Annotated in this window: 14 protein-coding genes; 9 read left to right on the top strand and 5 right to left on the bottom strand. The window is 29.0% G+C overall.

Going from position 1 to position 19631, the window contains the following annotated elements; genetic code table 11:
- Nucleotides 1-117: 117 nt before the first annotated feature.
- The 6 genes from EDD60_RS14415 (at nucleotide 118) to EDD60_RS14390 (ending at nucleotide 6264) form a co-directional block, all read left to right on the top strand.
- Complete coding sequence (locus EDD60_RS14415) at nucleotides 118-723, top strand: hypothetical protein (protein ID WP_066450222.1); 606 nt, start codon at nucleotides 118-120, stop codon at nucleotides 721-723.
- 9 nt (nucleotides 724-732) lie between these two features.
- Entirely contained in the window at nucleotides 733-1728 is a 996-nt protein-coding gene (locus EDD60_RS14410) for a helix-turn-helix transcriptional regulator (protein WP_066450218.1), read from the top strand.
- A 20-nt stretch (nucleotides 1729-1748) separates the two neighbouring features.
- On the top strand, nucleotides 1749-2444 hold the full coding sequence (locus EDD60_RS14405; protein ID WP_066450217.1) for a response regulator transcription factor: 696 nt from the start codon (nucleotides 1749-1751) through the stop codon (nucleotides 2442-2444).
- The gene (locus tag EDD60_RS14400) at nucleotides 2419-3402 is read left to right on the top strand and encodes a sensor histidine kinase (RefSeq protein ID WP_066450214.1); all 984 of its coding nucleotides are present in this window, start codon (nucleotides 2419-2421) and stop codon (nucleotides 3400-3402) included. Before EDD60_RS14405 ends, EDD60_RS14400 begins: the two co-directional genes overlap by 26 nt.
- Before the next feature lie 101 nt (nucleotides 3403-3503).
- Complete coding sequence (locus EDD60_RS14395) at nucleotides 3504-4262, top strand: ABC transporter ATP-binding protein (RefSeq protein WP_066450212.1); 759 nt, start codon at nucleotides 3504-3506, stop codon at nucleotides 4260-4262.
- A 1-nt stretch (nucleotide 4263) separates the two neighbouring features.
- Nucleotides 4264-6264 (top strand): ABC transporter permease, encoded by a 2001-nt coding sequence (locus EDD60_RS14390; RefSeq protein ID WP_132226520.1) that lies wholly within the window; start codon nucleotides 4264-4266, stop codon nucleotides 6262-6264.
- Nucleotides 6265-6320: 56 nt separating this feature from the next.
- Here EDD60_RS14390 and EDD60_RS14385 read toward each other — a convergent pair whose 3' ends face one another.
- Entirely contained in the window at nucleotides 6321-6785 is a 465-nt protein-coding gene (locus EDD60_RS14385; protein ID WP_066450210.1) for a PTS sugar transporter subunit IIA, read from the bottom strand.
- Nucleotides 6786-7136: 351 nt separating this feature from the next.
- Here EDD60_RS14385 and nagE point away from each other — a divergent pair, with 351 nt between their 5' ends.
- From nagE to EDD60_RS14370, 3 genes are all read left to right on the top strand, one after another.
- Entirely contained in the window at nucleotides 7137-8597 is a 1461-nt protein-coding gene (gene nagE, locus EDD60_RS14380; RefSeq protein ID WP_243646692.1) for an N-acetylglucosamine-specific PTS transporter subunit IIBC, read from the top strand.
- Nucleotides 8598-8602: 5 nt separating this feature from the next.
- Complete coding sequence (locus EDD60_RS14375) at nucleotides 8603-9430, top strand: PRD domain-containing protein (protein ID WP_066450204.1); 828 nt, start codon at nucleotides 8603-8605, stop codon at nucleotides 9428-9430.
- A 185-nt stretch (nucleotides 9431-9615) separates the two neighbouring features.
- Nucleotides 9616-14907, top strand: coding sequence for a beta-N-acetylglucosaminidase domain-containing protein (locus EDD60_RS14370; RefSeq protein WP_132226519.1), 5292 nt, complete (start codon nucleotides 9616-9618; stop codon nucleotides 14905-14907).
- A gap of 30 nt (nucleotides 14908-14937) precedes the next feature.
- Here the strand turns inward: EDD60_RS14370 and EDD60_RS14365 are convergent, their stop codons facing one another.
- From EDD60_RS14365 to EDD60_RS14350, 4 genes are read right to left on the bottom strand one after another with little or no spacing between them, the layout of a single operon-like run.
- On the bottom strand, nucleotides 14938-16035 hold the full coding sequence (locus tag EDD60_RS14365) for a VanZ family protein (protein WP_066450198.1): 1098 nt from the start codon (nucleotides 16033-16035) through the stop codon (nucleotides 14938-14940).
- Nucleotides 16035-17069: an aspartate-semialdehyde dehydrogenase gene (locus EDD60_RS14360; protein WP_066450195.1), complete on the bottom strand. Its 1035-nt coding sequence runs from the start codon at nucleotides 17067-17069 to the stop codon at nucleotides 16035-16037. The genes EDD60_RS14365 and EDD60_RS14360 overlap by 1 nt, the downstream gene beginning before the upstream one ends.
- Before the next feature lie 13 nt (nucleotides 17070-17082).
- Nucleotides 17083-18312, bottom strand: a complete 1230-nt coding sequence (locus EDD60_RS14355; RefSeq protein ID WP_066450193.1) for an aspartate kinase — start codon at nucleotides 18310-18312, stop codon at nucleotides 17083-17085.
- 1 nt (nucleotide 18313) lies between these two features.
- Nucleotides 18314-19468 (bottom strand): homoserine dehydrogenase, encoded by a 1155-nt coding sequence (locus EDD60_RS14350; protein WP_066450190.1) that lies wholly within the window; start codon nucleotides 19466-19468, stop codon nucleotides 18314-18316.
- Nucleotides 19469-19631: the final 163 nt, after the last annotated feature.

Genomic DNA, 19631 nt, shown 5'->3' with positions numbered 1-19631 from the left:
TTTTTATAAAAAATTCAACTTTTTAATATTAAAACCGAAAAAACGGTGTTATTATAGGTATATATCAAACATCATCTTTGTATACTTATTATAATAAGAGTACAAGGAGATGAGATTATGAAACAAGATTATCAAACAGTATGTGATGTGACATTAGGAAAAAAGAAAGATTATTTATTAAAGATTTGTCAGGATGATGCTTTATTACATTTATTAGAGGATTGTATGACTCATCATCAATTATTACAGATTCTCAGACAAGATGTTTTCTATAAAAAATTATTTATCTATGCTTTAAAAGCTCTATATCAGGTAAGTGACTATGAGCAATTAGAATACCATTTAATTATGATGAATGCTTTATTTGATAATGAAAGTTATCAAGAAATTAAACATGAATTGCTTTTTAAGATTTGTAAAAAAAGTATTTCGGTCCATGAGTATTGTATTATTAGACATCTGATTGATTTTAAAAACATAGATTTTTCTAAATTTATCAATAAATTACATGTTTATTATGATGTAGAAGCTATTGAATGTGCGAAGATTTGTTTATTAGAAGATCAATATCATTTGGCTTATACTTATTTGAAAAGTCTTAATGATTGTGATGATGAGGTTGTTTTAGATTTATTATGTAGTTATAGTGTTTATGATTATGTGTCTTTAATGCGCCATTATGCAAAAAAGAAAAGAGGATATCAGTTGGCAGTAAGTCATTAGGAGGATATGATGGGAAAAAGGATGTATTATGTTTTCAAGATTATTATGGAAGCAAAAGGAAAGACAATAACGAGTCAGGAAGTTTTAGAAAGATTAAAGGAATATGATATTCAAGTTGATATTAAGACGATTCATTCTTGTGTTCATCGGATTAATGAGTTTTTCTATGAATGGATTGGAGATAATTTGATATTGATTGTAAGAAAGGGTGGTCTCAGGATTCAAAAAGAATTCTTTGAAGATGGTGAATTGCAGTTTTTATGTGATAGTATTGTTTTTCATCAAGATTTAAAAAGTGAAGATAAAAAACAACTTGTCTTAAAATTATTACAATTATCTTCTTATCATCAACAACAAAGACTTGTTCACTTTCAAGCAACAGAAAAATCATTATCATTTTCATTGTTTTTAAATCTTTCAAATATCATGAAAGCCATTGAAAACAAAACAGTCCTGACTTTCCAATACATAAATTATGAAATCGAAGCCTATCATTTAAAAGAAGTTCCATCACTTAAAGGAAATAAAAACGATCAATACATCCTTTCACCATATCAAATCGTTTCACAAAATAATCACTATTACGTGATTGGCTATAATGAAAAATATCAAGGAAGATTATCAACATATCGTATTGATCGTATGCGTTTTATACAAACTACACATTTGAGTTATCAAGATATTCGAGAACAATTTGATATGATTGATGAAATCGAAAAAATGACCAATATGTATACATCAACTTTACGTGATACTTTACAGTTAGAATGTGATCATAAGCTATTAAGAGAATTGGTATCAAGATTTGGTATGGATATTCATATTCAAAAATTATATCAAGATCATTATTTAATAACAATCGAGAATACTCCTATTTCAGAAGGATTGATAGGTTGGCTGATGATGTTGCAGGATCAAGTCAAAGTGATTGCTCCAACGGCATTAAAAGAAGATATAAAAAAACGTCTTATGAAAATGGTCAGTCTTTATGAAGATGTGATATAATGGGGCTGAGGTGATGAATCATGCAAAAAATTATGATTGTAGAAGATGATGAAGTGATATCATCAACTTTAAAAAGACATTTAGAGAAATGGAATTTTGAAGTTTATGTTGTTGAAGATTTTGAACATGTCATGGAAGTCTTTTTGGATTACCAGCCGACTTTAGTTTTATTAGATATTTCTTTGCCTTTTTATAATGGTTATCATTGGTGCCAAGAAATGCGTAAAGTTTCAGAAATTCCAATTATTTTTATCTCATCAACGAATGAAAATATGAATATTGTGATGGCAATGAATATGGGAGCTGATGATTTTATTAATAAACCTTTTGATTTGAATGTTATTACGGCAAAGATTCAAGCTATGATTAGAAGAACATACTCTTTTTCTAAGCAATTTCATATTTTAACCTATAAAGAGTTGATTTTAAATTTATTAGAAGCAACAGTCAGTTATCATGATCAAGTGATTGAATTAACTAAAAATGAATTGAAGATTATGCAGATGTTATTTGAAAAAGCTGAAACATATGTTTCAAGAGATGAATTAATGATTGAATTATGGCAAAGTGATCAATTTGTTGATGATAATACATTAAGTGTCAATATGAATCGTTTAAGAAAGAAGTTAGATGATTTTGGTTTGGATTCTTTGATTCAAACTAAGAAAGGTATAGGTTATAAATTGGCTTATGATGAGACTGCTTCATTACTTTAAAGATCGTTATTTCTTCTATCTTTTTGCTTTATTGATCATGGGAGTCTTTTATTTTATTTTATATTTATATAATGCTTTGATTGATGCAATTGATTATGCTTTGATATTATCATCTGCAATTCTTGTTTTTTATTTTCTTGTAGATTTTTATAAATATAATAAAAAAACAAAACAAATAGATTATCTTTTAAGATTAAATGATGTTTCAGTTGTAGATTTACCTAAAACATCATTATTAATTGAACAACAATATCAACAATTATTCTTAAAAGTTAATCAGCTTCATATTGCTTTGGAAAATCAAAATGATCAAGATTATCATGATATGTTAGATTATTTTACTTTATGGGTGCATCAAATCAAAACACCTATTTCAGCTTTAAGATTACTTATTCAATCACAAGAGTGTTCACAAAATGAATTATTGATGCAAGTGTTACGTATTGAACAATATGTAGATATGGTATTACATTATATTAAGATTGATCATATGGCATCAGATTTACGTTTAAGACGTTATCAATTAAATGATATTGTTAATGATGTCGTAAAGAAACAAGCAACATTTTTTATTCAAAAGAAATTAAAATTACAATATGAACCTATTGATTTGATGATTCTTTCAGATGAAAAATGGATATCTTTTGTGATTGAACAAGTTTTATCAAATGCTTTAAAATATACAAAAGAGGGAACAATTTCAATATATGTGAAAGATGAAACTTTATATATTGAAGATAGTGGAATTGGGATTAAAGAAGAAGATTTACCTAGATTGTTTGAAAAGGGGTTTACTGGATATAATGGAAGAATTGATAAAAAAGCGAGTGGTCTTGGTTTATATTTGTGTAAAACAATTTTAGATAATTTGGGTCATCATATTGAATTACATTCAAAACTAGGAAAAGGAACGGTTGTTTCGATTAATTTTCATGTTGATGATTTAAAAGTTAAATAACTTACATGATTGTAAGATAAGAGAGGATAATTGTAAGATTAATCTATGGTACAATTTCTCTTTTTTTTATAAACTATGGTTGTACAAAGGAGGAAGTTATTATGTCACTATTAGAAGTTAAGAATTTAAAGAAGGTTTATAGTACACGTTTTTCTAATCAACAGGTTCAAGCTTTATCCAATGTATCCTTTAGTGTGGAAGAAGGAGAATATGTTGCGATAATGGGTGAATCAGGGAGTGGGAAAACAACTCTCTTGAATATATTGGCATCACTTGATAAGCCAACAAGTGGTGAGGTTTTATTGAATGGGAAAGATATTACTCGTATTAAGGAAAAAGAAATTTCTCAATTTAGAAGAAAGAATTTAGGATTTGTTTTTCAAGATTTTAATTTATTAGATACATTTTCTATTAAAGACAATATCTTTTTACCATTAGTCTTATCTAAAGAAGCCTATCCTATTATGAAACAAAAGCTAGATAACTTAGCACCAAAACTAGGAATTGAAAAACTATTAGAAAAATATCCTTATGAAGTTTCTGGTGGACAAAAACAAAGAGTTGCGGTTGCAAGAGCATTGATTACACATCCACAAATCATTCTAGCCGATGAACCAACAGGAGCTTTAGATTCTAAATCAACAGATCAATTATTAGATATCTTTGATACAATCAATGATGAAGGACAAACAATTGTTATGGTTACTCATAGTACCAAAGCAGCAAGTTATGCCAAACGTGTTCTTTTCATCCGTGATGGTGAAGTTTTCCATCAACTTTATAAAGGAAATCAAACAAACGAAGAAATGTATCAAAGTATTTCTGATACACTAACATTACTTGCGACAGGAGGAAAATAAGATGAAAACATTCTTTTATCCTCGTTTAGCATTAACAAATATTAAGAAAAATGGAAAAGTCTACATTCCTTATTTATTAACCAGTGCTTTTACTGTTATGATGTTTTATTTGATTTATAGTTTATCAGTGAATAGTGGTGTTTTAAAGATGGACGCTGGGGCTCAAACGATGAGTATGATTCTTGGTTTGGGTGTCTATGTTGTGATTATCTTTTCTGTGATTTTCTTATTCTATATCAATAGCTTTATTATTAAGAGAAGAAAAAAAGAAGTTGCTCTTTATAATATTTTAGGTATGGAAAAGAAACATGTGATGATTATGATGTTTTGTGAAACCATTGTAACAACACTGATTTCTTTAGCTGGAGGGATACTACTAGGGGTTCTCTTTAGTAAATTGATGTTCTTATTACTTGTCAAATTGGTTGGTTTTTCAACTGCTATTTCTATTGGAATATCTACTGATGCGATTGTGAAAACAATTTTGATTTATACACCTATCTTTATGGTATCTTATTTATTTAATGTGATTCAAATTAAATTAGCAAATCCTATTGAACTTTTAAGAGGTGGTCAAACTGGTGAAAAAGAACCAAAGACAAAATGGCTACTCACAATTATTGGGGTTTTAACATTAGGCGGAGGATATTTTATTGCTCAAACTATTGAAGATCCAGCTACAGCTATTTTATTGTTCTTTATAGCAGTTATCTTAGTTATTATTGGAACATATTGTTTATTTACAGCTGGTTCTATTGCAATCTTAAAGATGTTAAAAGCAAATAAACATTTCTATTATCAAACAAAACATTTTACTTCCGTTTCTCAATTGATTTATCGTATGAAACAAAATGCTGTAGGACTTGCAAGTATTTGTATTTTATGTACATGTATATTGGTTATGTTATCAAGTACAGTATCACTTTATTCAGGAGTTCAAGATACAGCAAATAAGATTCTTGATGAAAGTTTTCAATTAAAATTTTATTTAGATGATGATAATGCTTATCCAAGCGACAAAGATTTAAAGGTTCTTTATGCAAAACTAGAACAACAATTAAATCGTAATGATATTGAATATACTGATTTTGTAAATAGACGTTATGTTATTGTAAATACAATTTCAAACAAAGCAAATCAGGTTGCATTAAGTGATAATTATGGAAAAGATGCTATTACAGTTATAGGGTTAACTCTTGATGAATATAATCGTGCTTATCACGATAATCAAAAACTAGCAAAGAATGAAATTATTATGAGTAGTAATTACTTTCAACCTCAAAAAGATTTTCAAATTGGGAAACATTCATTTGCTGTTAAAGAAGCTGTTCATAAACCATTTCTACTAGAACATGAAAAACAAGTCGCTGGTAAAGAAGTCGCAGTTGTTTTCCCAGATACTCAAACATTGGAAAAAACATTATCAGTGACTCCTGAGGATCCTCATATGAATTATATTGAAACCCTTTCTATTCAATATAAAGATGAGAGTCATGCTGAAAAAGCTAATGAAGTTTTAAAGGATTGTGTAGAAAATGAAGTAAGGCAATCAGAATTATCTTCACATTATTATATGGAATCTCATTATAGTATTGAAAATATGTTGACACAAATGTATGGAAGTTTATTCTTCTTAGGTATTTTCTTAGGAGTCTTGTTCTTGATGGCAGCAATTTTGATTATGTATTATAAACAATTATCAGAAGGTTATGAAGATCAAAAACGATTTGAGATTATGCAAAATGTTGGTATGAGTAAAAAAGAAGTAAAACAGACAATTCGCTCACAAGTCTTAATTTTCTTCTTCTTACCATTAATTGTTGCAGTTATTCATATGGCATTTGCCTTCAAGATGATTGTGAATATGTTTAGTTTCTTGGTGTTATCTGGTCCTGAAGTCTTTATTATTTGTACAGCTATTTCAGTTGTTGTTTTGACGATTATATATAGCATTGTCTATATTTTAACAGCGAGAACATATTATAAGATTGTTAGACATTAAAATAAAACAAGATAGCCATTTATCCATTGGCTATCTTGTTTTTTTGTTATCATTTTTTATTTTAATGTTAAAATTTTTTGCCCTAAGGTTACTTTTGGAGAAGTTGTCATTGTTTTAATAGGATGCTCTTGAGAATTTAAAACAATGATTGGAATAAGAATTTCATGATTGTGAAGTGAAATATAGTTTTTATCTAAAGTGAGAATAAGTGTTTGAGAAGTCACTTGTTCCCCCACTTGAATATGATAATGAAAATATTCAGATGAATGGTGTTGATGATTGATACCAATATGGATAAGTAATTCAATACCATTTTTTAATTGCATTGTAAAAGCATGACCAGATTGAGCGATAGTTGTTATGATCCCATCACATGGTGAATAAATTTCCCTTTGATCTGTTTCAATTGCAATACCATCACCAATGAGATAATGCGAAAAGGCATAATCGTCAATATCATCAAGATAAACAATTTTTCCACCACAAATAGCATGAATAATTGTGTTTTTCTTTAAAAACATACTAAGCCTCCACTTCCTCAAAAAAGACATCAGCAAAATAGAGATTGCTCATGCCTAATTGAATAGTCACATTATAATTTTATTCTATATATTTTTCTATGGGATGTCAAGTAGTACATAAAAGTACTAAGGTTGTCATAAAAATACTTGTAATTATGAATAAGAATAGATATCATTATATGGGGATTAGAATTTGTGGTGTATAAAAATGTTTACTTTTAAAGACTTAACTATTTGAAAAGAATTTTGTTTAAATTATATGAAAAAACTGTTTATCAATTTGATAAACAGTGAGTCCGTAAAAGTAAACATTAAAGGACTATTTGAAGTAAGAAAGGATTAAATAATATCATGAAGTATTTACAAAGATTAGGTAAATCCCTTATGTTGCCAGTTTCTATTATGCCTATTGCTGCGATTTTAAAAGGCATTGGTTATTGGATTGATCCAGTGGGGTGGGGAGCAAATAATGTTATTGCTGCCTTTTTAATTGAGTCAGGTGGTGTCATCATAGATAATTTGCCTTTACTATTTGCAATTGGGATAGCTATTGGGATGGTAGAAGATAAAGATGCTATGCTAGTTATGAGTGCAGTTGTTTCATATATGATCATTAATAAGTTACTATCTGCTAAAACTGTATCACTACTTATGGATATTCCTTTGAAAGAAGTTCCAATTGCTTTTAATAATTCATCGAATGCTTTAATTGGGATTATGATTGGATTGATGTGTGCTTTCTATTATCAGAAGTTTCATCATATTCAACTTCCACAATCGTTATCTTTTTTTGGTGGAAAAAGATTTGTGCCAATTATTTGTAGTGCAACAACGCTTTTAATATCAGCTTTATTTTTAGTCATTTGGCCAAATTTATTTAATGCTTTTATAATGTTTGGAGAATTTATGTCTAAATTAGGACCATTTGGTGCAGCATTATATGGTTTCTTTAATCGTCTATTAATACCTACAGGATTACATCATGCTTTAAATTCTGTTTTTTGGTTTGATGTTGCTGGAATTGATGATATTGGTAAATTCTGGGGGAGAGTATCTGGCGGTGTTGTTGGCGTAACTGGAATGTATCAAGCAGGATTTTTTCCAATTATGATGTTTGGCTTACCAGGTGCCGCAGTCGCAATATATAAATGTGCGAGAAAAGAAAAAAGAAAACAAGTTGGCGCTATTCTCTTATCAGCTGCTTTTGCTTCTTTTTTGACTGGGGTTACGGAACCACTTGAATTTACTTTTATGTTTGCTGCTCCTAGTTTGTATTTTATACATGCTTTATTAACAGGCGTTTTTATGTATATAGCAGCAACTTTTAAGTGGATTGCAGGATTTGGATTTTCGGCAGGATTTATTGATTATGTTTTAAGTATTAAAGCACCTTTTGCTCATGATATATTGATGTTGATTCCTTTAGGAATTGTATGTTTTTTGATTTATTATTTATTATTTAGATTTATGATTGTTCATTATCGGTTAATGACTCCAGGGAGAGAAATTGAGGAAAATATTATTCAAGTGGAAAAGCCTCAATATCATTATGAAGTCAATCAACTTGATTATGATGATATGGCAATTATTTTAATTGAGGCTTTAGGTGGTGCAAGTAATATTGTGTTTGTGGATAGTTGTTTAACAAGGTTAAGAATAGATTTAAAGGATATGAGTTGTATTGATGAGAATAAAATCTTAGCTGTTGGAGCAAGTGGGATTGTTAAATTAGGGAAAGATAGTTTGCAAATTATTTTAGGTATAGATGTTGAATTTATTGTAGATGTTATGAAAGAAATATTAGGTAGGTGATTGATATGGTGATATTAAAGGTTTTTAATAATAATAGTGTCGCTGCGATTTCTAATAGTGGGAGTGATATTATCTTGGTTGGTTCTGGTATTGGATTTCATAAAAAGGTAGGAGATCAAGTTGATGAATCTAAAATAGAAAGAACTTATGTTTTTCAAGATGATCAAAAAACAAGATTTGAAAAATCCTTAGAAAAAATTCCTACTGTATATTTTGAAATAGCTGAATATATTGTTTCAAATGCTTCAAAAAAGTTACATACTGAATTTAGTGGAGAAATCTTTTTAGCAATCAGTGATCATATTTCTTTTGCGATTAAAAGAAAATTAGAAGGTATTTATCTTCCAAATGTTTTACTCAATGAAACAAAAACATTATATAAAGAAGAATATGCGATTGGGAAATGGGCTCTTTATTATATTTATAAACGTACAAAAGTAAAATTAGATGAAGATGAAGCAGGTTATATTGCATTACATCTTGTTAATTTTTCTTTAAATGCAGATTCACATTATACAGTTAAAGTTTTATCTTTAACTAAAGAAGTATTAGAAATTATTCAAAAAACAATGAAAATTACATTAGATCAAGATTCTTTTGCATATTCACGTATTTCAACACATTTAAAATACTTAGGTGAACGTGTCTTTAAAAATAATCCAATTGAATTAAAAGATACAACCTCAGATATTAGAACTTTTTTTGAAGATGATGTGAGAATGACATTATGTATGAATAGAATAGTTAATCATGTTAGAGATAAATATGGCTATATTTTATCACCAAATGAACAGACTTATTTGTATTTACATATTAAACGGAATTTGGAATAATTTTCAAATTATGAAAATTTTTTATTGACAATATTCGCTGTAAGGGGTATCATTGTGCCGTAAAGGATTGTTACTAATTCGATTAGGCAAGACCTCAAGAGGAAAACACTTTTCTGTGTTATCTTTTTGAAGTCTTGCTTTTTTTGTTTTTTTTGACAATTCTTAAAAATGAGGGAGGAAGAAAGATGTTTAACAAATCATTAAAATTTTTATTGTCAATGATGATGGTATTGTGTACTTTAACAATAAATTCTGTTAAAGCTGCTGATGCAAAGTATACAATTTATCCAACACCACAAGAAATAACATATAATGATGAAAAATCATTTACGTTATCTTCAAGCATGAACATTGTGTATAGTCAAGATATTGATAAATATACAAAAAATCATGTTAATGATGTATTGACAATACTTAAGAAAAGTGGAAGTGAATCAACAAGCATTGCTGCTGATAAAACAAATGTTTTAGTTGGTATTTATGGTAAAGATGATGCTGTTAATGATTATTTCACAAAAAATTCTTTAATTAAAGATGCAAAATTCTTTAATAAATTTGATGCATATATTTTAAGTGTGAAAGATGGAGTGATTGCTATCTTAGGTAGAGATACAGATGCTGCATTCCATGGAGTGACAACTTTAAAACATATTTTCAATCAAATTAAAGATAATCAGATTAAAGAATTAGTTATGAATGATTTTGCTGATGTAAAATCAAGAGGGTTTATTGAAGGTTATTATGGAAATCCATGGTCAAATGAAGATCGTGCTGATTTAATGACTTATGGTGGAGATTACAAACTTAATGAATATGTATATGCACCTAAAGATGATCCTAAACATAACAGTCAATGGAAAGCTATGTATACTGATGAAGAATTAAAAGCCATTGGAAAATTAGCTGAAATTGGAAATCAAAACAAATGTTATTATGTTTATGCATTACATCCTTTTATGACAAATGCATTAAGATTTGACACTGATGAAGATTATAACGAAGATTTAAACATTATAAAAACAAAATTCACTCAATTAATGAATGTTGGTGTTAAACAATTTGCTATTTTAGCTGATGATGCTGCAACTCCAATTGGTGGAGGAGCTAGCTATGTAAGATTAATGACTGATTTAACAAATTGGTTAAAAGAAAAACAAAAAACTGTTGCTGGATTAAAGACTGATATGATTTTCTGTCCATCAGATTATTATGGTAATGGAACAAGTAGTCAATTAAAAGAATTAAAAGAAATGCCAAGCAATGTAAGCATTATTCAAACTGGCGGAGCTGTTTGGGGTTCTGTCAACAATGATTTCTTAGATAGATTCATTGGTAATGTTGGTACTGCACCATTCTTATGGATTAACTGGCCATGTAGTGATAACACAAAAGATGGTTTAATTATGGGTGGAGCAGAAAGATTCTTAAAAATTGGAACTGATGCTTCTAAAGTTAAGGGAATTATTTTAAATCCAATGCAACAATCTGAAGCTAGTAAACAAGGATTGTTTGCAAATGCTGATTATTCTTGGAAGATTTGGCAAACACAAGAAGATGCTGATAAAAACTGGCATGATTCATTTAATTATATGGACCATGGAACAATTGAAGATACAAAATCATCAATTGCTTTAAGAGAAATCAGTAAACATATGAAAAATTCTAATACTGGTATCCCTGAATCAGAAGAATTAGCACCAAAATTAAATGCTTTTATTAGTGATTTTGAAGCTGGTAAAGATATCAAAGCACAAGCTGAAGAATTAAAAGCTGAATTTAAAGTTTTACAAGATGCTGCTGCATATTACAAAGCTAATCCAGGTAATGCAAGAACAAGAGATCAAATTATCTATTGGTTAAATTGTTGGCAAGATACAACTGTATCTATTACTAATTATTTAGATGCTGCAATTGCTTTACAAGCAGAAGATGATAATGCAACTATTTGGGATTTATTTGCTAATGGACAAGCTGCATTTGAAAAATCTCAAACATATTCATATTATTATGTAGATCATTATGAACATGCTAAAGTGGGTAGACAACATATTTATCCATTTATGAAGAAATTAGATCAAATTTTATCTGTAAAAGTTTCAACAATTGTTGATCCAAATATCCAAATTGTATCATATATTACAAATCGTAGTGATACACCTGATGGTAATATAAATTCAGTATTTGATAATAAAGCATCTACTGAAATTGTTTATAAGAACCCTAATAGTATTTCTACTGGTACTTATGTAGGAATTTCTTATACAAAGGCAATTGATATTGATAAGGTTATCTTTAGATTAGGAGCTAATTCAAATTTAAAAGATACATTCTCAAAAGCTAAAGTTCAATATACAACTGATGGAAAAGAATGGAAAGATTTAGATGATAAAATCTATGAATTACCAAATGAAGTTGTTTTAAAAGACTTAGGTTTAAAAGGTGTTAAAGGAATTAGAATGATTGCCACTGCAGATAAGGGTAATACATGGTTAGGTATTCGTGATATCGTTGTTAATCCAACTGAAGAAGAACAACCAGTTGAAAATAAAACAACTATTACATTAAATAAAATTGGTGTACATGGTGGAGCTTTAAATAATGTTATTGATGAAGATATGAATTCTTATGCTCATTTTGCAGAAGATCCTTATAAGGCATCAGGTGCAACACATGAAGATTATATTCCTGTTGATGCAACAGTTACTCTTACTTTTGATCAACCTAAATTATTAGGAAATATTTTATTTAAACAAGCAAGTGGAACTGATAAAATCACAAAATATGTCTTTGAATATAGTGTAGATGGAAAAGAATGGAAAGAAATTAAAACATATAATGGCGATGCTGAAGTATCATTAGATGTTAGTGATCAAAATATTAAGGCAAAAGCTGTTAGAGTTAGAAACTTAGAACTTAATTTACAGAAAGATGGAGTTCATGGTTACTGGTGGAAATTATTTAACTTTAATGTCGTTGAAAAAACAGATGGAACAGATGATGGATTTACAACTGATCATATTTATTCAAATACAAAAAATAACATTAAAGCTAATGTTGAAGAAGCAACTGCTAAATTAATGGCAGCTGGTGAAGTAACATTAAAAGAAAATGAATTTATTGGTGTTGATTTAACAAGAATTAAAGATTTAAAAGAAATTAATAGTGATTCAACTGCTAATGATAAATTGACAGTTCAAGTCTCTAAAAATAAAGTGGATTGGCAAACTTTAAATGCAAAATCTTTACCAGATGCACGTTATGTTCGTTTAATTAACTTAAATAAAGATACTGTTACATTTACTTTAAAAGAATTTACTGTTACTTCTAATGAAGTAAGCGCACCATTCTTATATGAAACAACTATGGGTATTGAGTCATCATGGGGTGTAGCAGAAGATTCACGTTATAATGGTGCTGCATTTGATGGTAATGTTGATACAACAACAGAATTTGGTGATTTACCTCAAAAGGGACAATATATTATCTATGATTTAGGACAAGTAAGAGATATTTCTAAATTAGCTATGTTCTGTCAAGATAGTGCTGTTAACTACATTAGAGATGCAGATATTCTTATTTCAAATGATTTAGAAAATTGGACAAAAGTTGTTACAATTGGTGATGGTATTGAAAACAAAGATGATGCAAATATAAGCTGTAAAGATTCAAAAGCTGGATATCAAGCTTCAAGCAAATATCCAAATAAAGTTTATGTTGAAGGACAAATTGATACAACAAAAGCTCGTTATGTTAAGATTTTAATGACTGCATCAAACAATAATCGTGCAGTAGTATTTAATGAAATCGTTATTAACGATGGTGAATATGTACCAGTTATGAATGATCCAACATTTGATTCAAATGTTATTGAAGTTCAAGGTCATCAACCTCAAAATATGTTTGATGGTGATTTAACAACTTCTTATAAACCTAATACAACAAAAGCTGGATATATCCAATACACATTATCTGATAATTTAGATATTAATAGATTTAATATTGTTCAAAAAGGAACAGTAACTCATGCTAGTGTGTTAGCTTATGTTGAACATGATGGAAAGAGAGAATGGGTACAATTAGGTGCTTTGGATAAATCATTAAATGAATTCTATTTCCGTTATGATAAAGTATTAGAATTGAAAATTAAATGGGAAGATAATCAAATTCCTACAATTAGTGAAATTGTTGGTATTAAAGATAATGATTATACTGCATTAGTTAAAACAATTAATGAATATATTAATTCATTAGAGGTTAATAAAGATAAGGTAACTGCAGATTCATATAAAGTATTTGAAGATAAATTAAATACAGTAAAAACATTACTTAAAAATCCACAATCAACACAAAAAGAATTATCAAAAGCAAAAAGCGAGCTTGAATTAGCTTATGCATCATTAGCTAATCGTGGAGATCTTAATAAAATCAAAGATGAATTAACTACTATTGAAGCATTAAAAGAAGCTGATTATACAGTTGATACATGGAAAAATCTTCAATCTGTTGTAGAAAAAGCTAATGAATTATTAAAGAAAGATGCAACTCAAGTATCTGAACAAGAAGTAGCTTTAATGATTGAAGCTTTACAAAATTCTAAATCACAATTAAAAACTATTGTAGAAGTTAATAAAGAAGGTTTAAAAGCTTATATCGATAGTAATAAATTGAATGATTTAGATACTACGTTATATTTAACAAAGACTGCAGATCCATTTAAAGAAGCATTAAAAGCTGCTAATGATATCTTAAAAGATGAAAGTGCAACTGCTGATGCAATTAAAGAAGCACATACTGCATTACAAAAAGCTCGTGGTGAATTAGTGTTAAAAGCTACAGCAACTGAATTAAAAGGATTAGAAGCTTTAGCTGATGTATATAAGGAAGAAGATTATACAAAAGCAAGTTGGGCTGAATTTAAACCTGTTTTAGATAAAGTTAATAAAGTTGTGAAGGAAAATGAAAGTACTTCAGCTGAAATTTCTAGTTTAATTGATGAATTAAAAGCTGCAGCTAAGAAATTAGTTGTAAGATCAGATACATCAGGAGTAGAAGCATTAATTAATCTTGTTAAGACATTAGATAAGAATAAATATACTGAAGATTCTTATAATGCACTTATTAAAGAAATGAATGCGATTGAAAAACAATTAGAAAATGCTTCTGAAATGTCTCAAAAAGATGTTGATGCATTAGAATTACAATTACAAAAAGCAATTAATCAATTAAAAGCACGTCCTCAAGATCCAGAAAAACCAGATAATCCTAATAATGGTGGACAAAATGATAAACCTGATAACAATAAACCAAATGGTAATCAAGGAAATAATCAAAATAATACACCAAATAACAATCAAAACAATAATCAACAAACAGATACATCTACTCAAACAAGTGATGATACTGCAATTATTAGTTTTGTAGCACTTGCCTTATTAGCTTTGGCAGGATTCTGGATGAGTCGTAAAAAAGAAGATTAATAAATAAAAAATGTAATAGGCAATAGTCTATTACATTTTTGCTTTTGTTAGTGAAATATGATGTAAATGTGAAAAATAATCAAACCACATTTGTGATGATGAAAAGAATGAAAGAATATATTGACATATAGTAAGAAAGAAAATAATGATAAGCAAAATAATACTCATATAGCAAAGAATAGGATTGACTTTTGAAGTTAATTGTAAAAGCTGATAAATATAATATGGGGTAGGGAATATCAATAAGTACAATGGAATATAATGAATGAGATATTGATATTTCTTTGTTTTATCTTGGCTTTCTAAAGCAATCTTAGTTAAGAATTTACCAATAGTTTGACCATGATGAATAAATGGTAAAATGATATATAGTATTATAGCAACAATAAAGTAACTTATATGATAAGATACATGAAAGAATTTAAAAAGTAATAAACAAGTTATCATCAAAATAAAATCAATTAAGAAGGCAAAGAATTTTCTAGGTTTAGAAACTTTTTGTCCTTTTTCATATGCAATAACATCTAACTTTTCTCTTGTTGGCAGAACCCTAGCAAATAGTGGACAAATCGCATATCCCAATATTCCTCCTAAGGTATTGGTGATAAGGTCATCTACTTCAAATAAGCGATAAGGTCGAGGATAATAGCCAAATAGGGCACTCAATTGAATCAGTTCAAAAGACAATGATAATAAAAATGTAAAGAGTACAGTTTTTTTGAAACTATATTGGAAATAATATCGTAAATAAATACCAAAAGGGAGTGTTAATAATATATTAAATAATGTCACTCGCATCATAGGTTGAGTTAAAGCAGGAAGATATGTAGAAGGGTCGTTATAAATAAAAGGTGATGAAGATACGATATCTTTTAAGGCAGTAAAAGGGACAAGAGACATAGTTGGTGAAGTCATTTTAGAGACTTCTTCAACAGATGGTAAAGGTAATATAGTCATAAAATAAGCATTAATAAGATAATAGATAAAAGAAAAAATGATAAGAGTTCTTAAAATAGGAATGGAACCATATTTATGATATTGGTGAATAACATAAGGTAATGTTAAACAAAAAGCGATGAATGGAAAAACAATCATCGCTACTTGAATAGGTATTAAATAAGTTGACACTATAATAGACCCATTTCAATCATTTTTAAACCAATATCTACTGAGTTATAAGCGGCACCCTTCATCAATTGATCAGAAACAATCCACATACTTAATCCATGATCATTATCTAAATCTTTTCTTACACGTCCTACATGCACTAATTCATCACCAATGAATAATGTTGCCATTGGATAAATTTGATTCTCAATATCATCATATAAATCAACACCATGAGAATCAGATAATAATTCAAAGACTTTATCCATATCAAGAGGTTTCTTTGTTTCAATATAAACAGATTCACTATGACCTCTTAAAACAGGTACACGAACACAAGTGGCATTAACTTTAATATCTTTATTAAAGATTTTCTTTGTTTCATTAACCATCTTCATTTCTTCTTTAGTAAAAGCATTATCTAAATCAAACTTATCAACTTGTGGAATACAGTTGAATGCAATTGGATAATGTTTTTTATCTGAAGCACAAGGTAATGTTTTAGCAACTGGTTCTTTACCATCTAAAACCTCTTGTGATTGTCTATAAAGTTCTTCCATACCAGCAACTCCTGCACCAGAAACAGCTTGATATGTAGAAACAACAATTCTTTCAATATCAAAATATTCATTTAAACGATTTAAAGCACTTGCCATAATAATTGTAGTACAATTTGGATTAGCAATAATTCCTTTATGATCTTTTAATGCCTCAGCATTCACTTCAGGTACAACTAAAGGAACTTCTGGATCCATTCTAAAATGAGATGTGTTATCAATATTGATACATCCTGCTTTTACTGCATAAGGCATATATTTTTCAGAAATACTTCCTCCAGCACTCCAAAATGCCACATCAACACCTTCAAATGAATTTTCAGTTAATTCTTCTACAACAAATTCTTGTCCTTCAAATTCAATCACTTTACCAGCACTTCTTGCTGAAGCTAATAATTTAAGACTTTCAAAAGGAAAATTGAATTGAAAAATACATCTCAACATTTCTCTCCCTACAGCACCAGTAGCACCTACAATAGCAACTTTATATTTTTTCATTTTTATATCCTCCCTAACCTAAGAATGCTTCATGTAATAAAACTTGCGCTTTTTTTACATCATCTCTATCAATATAACAAGAAATATTAATTTCACTACAAGATGTCATTTCTACATTAATATCATTGCTCATTAAAGTATTATAAACCTTTTGGAACATTCCCTTATTGTTTTTAATACCCACACCAATAACAGCAACTTTACCAATATTACCTCTCACAATTGTCTTTTGTGGTTTTAATATTTCTTTTAAATCATTAATCACTTCTACAACTGCAGGAACATCTTTATCATTGATAATTAAAGAAATATCCATCTTTCCTCCACCAACGAGTGCTTGATTAAAAACATTAACATTAACATTGGCATCAGCAATCTTTTCAAATAATTGACCTGCACCATTGACCTTTGCATCAACACCAACAAGTGTGACACGGGCTTCATTTTGTGAACCTGTAATTCCTGAAATAATTAATTGATTTAAATGGTCTTTCATGATTCTCTCATCTCCTAACACATATGTTCCCTGACTCGCATCAAACGAGCTTCTTGCATGAATAACAATATCATGCTTTGCTGCTAACTGAACACATCTATGATTTAAAACCTTAGCCCCGTTTTTAGAAAGTTCAAGCATTTCAGCATAACTAATATAATCTAATTTAATCGCATCTGGAACGATTCTTGGATCAGCTGTATATATTCCATTGACATCACTATAAATTTCAACTTCACTCGCATCAATGGCAACCCCAATTGCAACAGCTGATAAATCACTTCCACCACGTCCTAATGTTGTAACTTTACCTTTTTGTGAATAACCTTGAAAACCAGGGCAAATCACAATATCTGCACGACTTAATTTCTCTTGAATATGATGACCTTCAACCGTTGTAATTGTAGCATTCATATGATGTGAATCTGTTTGTATTCCAAGTTCTACATTGGTTACAGTTTCAACATTGTATCCCATTTTAGATAACTCACTTTTACAAACAAGTGTTGAAATAGTTTCACCAATACTTGTTAAACGATCAATTTCTTCATCAGTTAACTCATCAGTATTGACAATTGAAAGCAAAGTATCAGTTGCATAAGGATCATCATATCTTCCCATTGCACTCACCACAGCAACAACTTTATTTCCAGCTTCTAATTCACGAATAATATTTTTATACATATGTTCACGTGTTTCTACACTACGTGTTGAGGTACCACCAAATTTTTGGACAATAACTTTCATTTTAACCCCTCACTTTGAATAAGTTATATGTTTCACCTTGTAACTGTTCAAGAAGATCATTTAACTCAATTTGATTTGTAATATAGATATGATCATGATCTTGTGAGAAATATGTTTCATAATCAATATCTAAAGAATGATCACATCTTACATAATATTTAGACTTAGTAATTGGATAAATATTTTCAACATATTGATAATCATGTTTCCACATATCTTGCTGATGTGTTTTCATGATATCACTGACAACAGCACTCGCTGTGACATAACGTCCTGCTCCTTTTCCATAGAAAAGAACATTTTCTAAATAGTTACAAGTTATCTCTACTACATTATATGCTTGATTGACATTTGCAACCATGTCTTTTAGACTAATTAAAGTTGGAGAAACATCAATGCCATATCCATTTTCTATTTTTTTAGCTTGTGCAATTAATTTAATACGATAACCTAATTTTTTAGCATAATCCATATCCTTTTTAGTGACTGAACGGATTCCTGTTGCTTTAATTTTATCAAAGTCAAAGAAGATTTCAAATGCATTCATAGCCAGAATTTGAATTTTATGTGCGGCATCAATACCATCTAAATCCAAACTTGCATCAGCTTCAACATATCCTAATCCATCAGCAATAGTTAATGCTTCATCAAAATCAAGATTATCAGTTTCCATTAAAGTTAAAATAAAGTTTGTTGTTCCATTTAAAATTCCTTCAATTTTTTCAATCTCATTAGCAATCAAATCTTCTTTTGCTGGGACAACAACTGGGATTCCACCACCAACTGATGCTTCATAATAAAATTTAGCATGATGCTTAGCAGCGGTTTCAAAAATTTCTTGTCCATCATGAGCAATTAAAGCTTTATTTGCTGTTACAACATTTTTACCTTTTTTTAAAGCTTCTATAATAATCTTTTTAGCAATAGTTGTTCCACCAATTAATTCTACAACAACATCAACTTCATCATCATTAATGACATCATTAAAATCTTGAGTATAAATAATACCTTCAGGTAATGTCACTTCATCTAATGAACAACCATATTTAACAGTAACTTCTTCACCAATTTGCTTTTCTAGTCTTTCTTTTTGTTGTGTTAAGATTTCAACAACACCAAAACCAACTGTTCCTAGACCAACGACACCGATTTTCATATGACTCCCCCTCTAATAAAAAAAGTCTCATATCTATTAATGAGGCTTTCTTGCTTTTCAACTATAAACAAAGACAGTCTCCTATTAACAATATATCAAACACATTATGGTTTTGGAACTGTTAATAGTTTTTATCATTGAGACGCATCCTCCTTTGTTATTG

This window comes from Longibaculum muris (genome assembly GCF_004343035.1).
Lineage (GTDB): Bacteria > Bacillota_I > Bacilli_A > Erysipelotrichales > Coprobacillaceae > Longibaculum > Longibaculum muris.
This window is presented reverse-complemented; position numbering and strand designations above follow the sequence as displayed.

Coding starts and splice junctions, on each gene's coding strand:
- EDD60_RS14390 (WP_132226520.1), top strand. CDS start 4,264: ATGAAAACATTCTTTTATCCTCGTTTAGCATTAACAAATATTAAGAAA.
- EDD60_RS14395 (WP_066450212.1), top strand. CDS start 3,504: ATGTCACTATTAGAAGTTAAGAATTTAAAGAAGGTTTATAGTACACGT.
- EDD60_RS14410 (WP_066450218.1), top strand. CDS start 733: ATGGGAAAAAGGATGTATTATGTTTTCAAGATTATTATGGAAGCAAAA.
- EDD60_RS14405 (WP_066450217.1), top strand. CDS start 1,749: ATGCAAAAAATTATGATTGTAGAAGATGATGAAGTGATATCATCAACT.
- EDD60_RS14350 (WP_066450190.1), bottom strand. CDS start 19,468: ATGAAAATCGGTGTCGTTGGTCTAGGAACAGTTGGTTTTGGTGTTGTT.
- EDD60_RS14400 (WP_066450214.1), top strand. CDS start 2,419: ATGATGAGACTGCTTCATTACTTTAAAGATCGTTATTTCTTCTATCTT.
- EDD60_RS14375 (WP_066450204.1), top strand. CDS start 8,603: ATGGTGATATTAAAGGTTTTTAATAATAATAGTGTCGCTGCGATTTCT.
- EDD60_RS14370 (WP_132226519.1), top strand. CDS start 9,616: ATGTTTAACAAATCATTAAAATTTTTATTGTCAATGATGATGGTATTG.
- EDD60_RS14360 (WP_066450195.1), bottom strand. CDS start 17,069: ATGAAAAAATATAAAGTTGCTATTGTAGGTGCTACTGGTGCTGTAGGG.
- nagE (WP_243646692.1), top strand. CDS start 7,137: ATGAAGTATTTACAAAGATTAGGTAAATCCCTTATGTTGCCAGTTTCT.
- EDD60_RS14385 (WP_066450210.1), bottom strand. CDS start 6,785: ATGTTTTTAAAGAAAAACACAATTATTCATGCTATTTGTGGTGGAAAA.
- EDD60_RS14415 (WP_066450222.1), top strand. CDS start 118: ATGAAACAAGATTATCAAACAGTATGTGATGTGACATTAGGAAAAAAG.
- EDD60_RS14355 (WP_066450193.1), bottom strand. CDS start 18,312: ATGAAAGTTATTGTCCAAAAATTTGGTGGTACCTCAACACGTAGTGTA.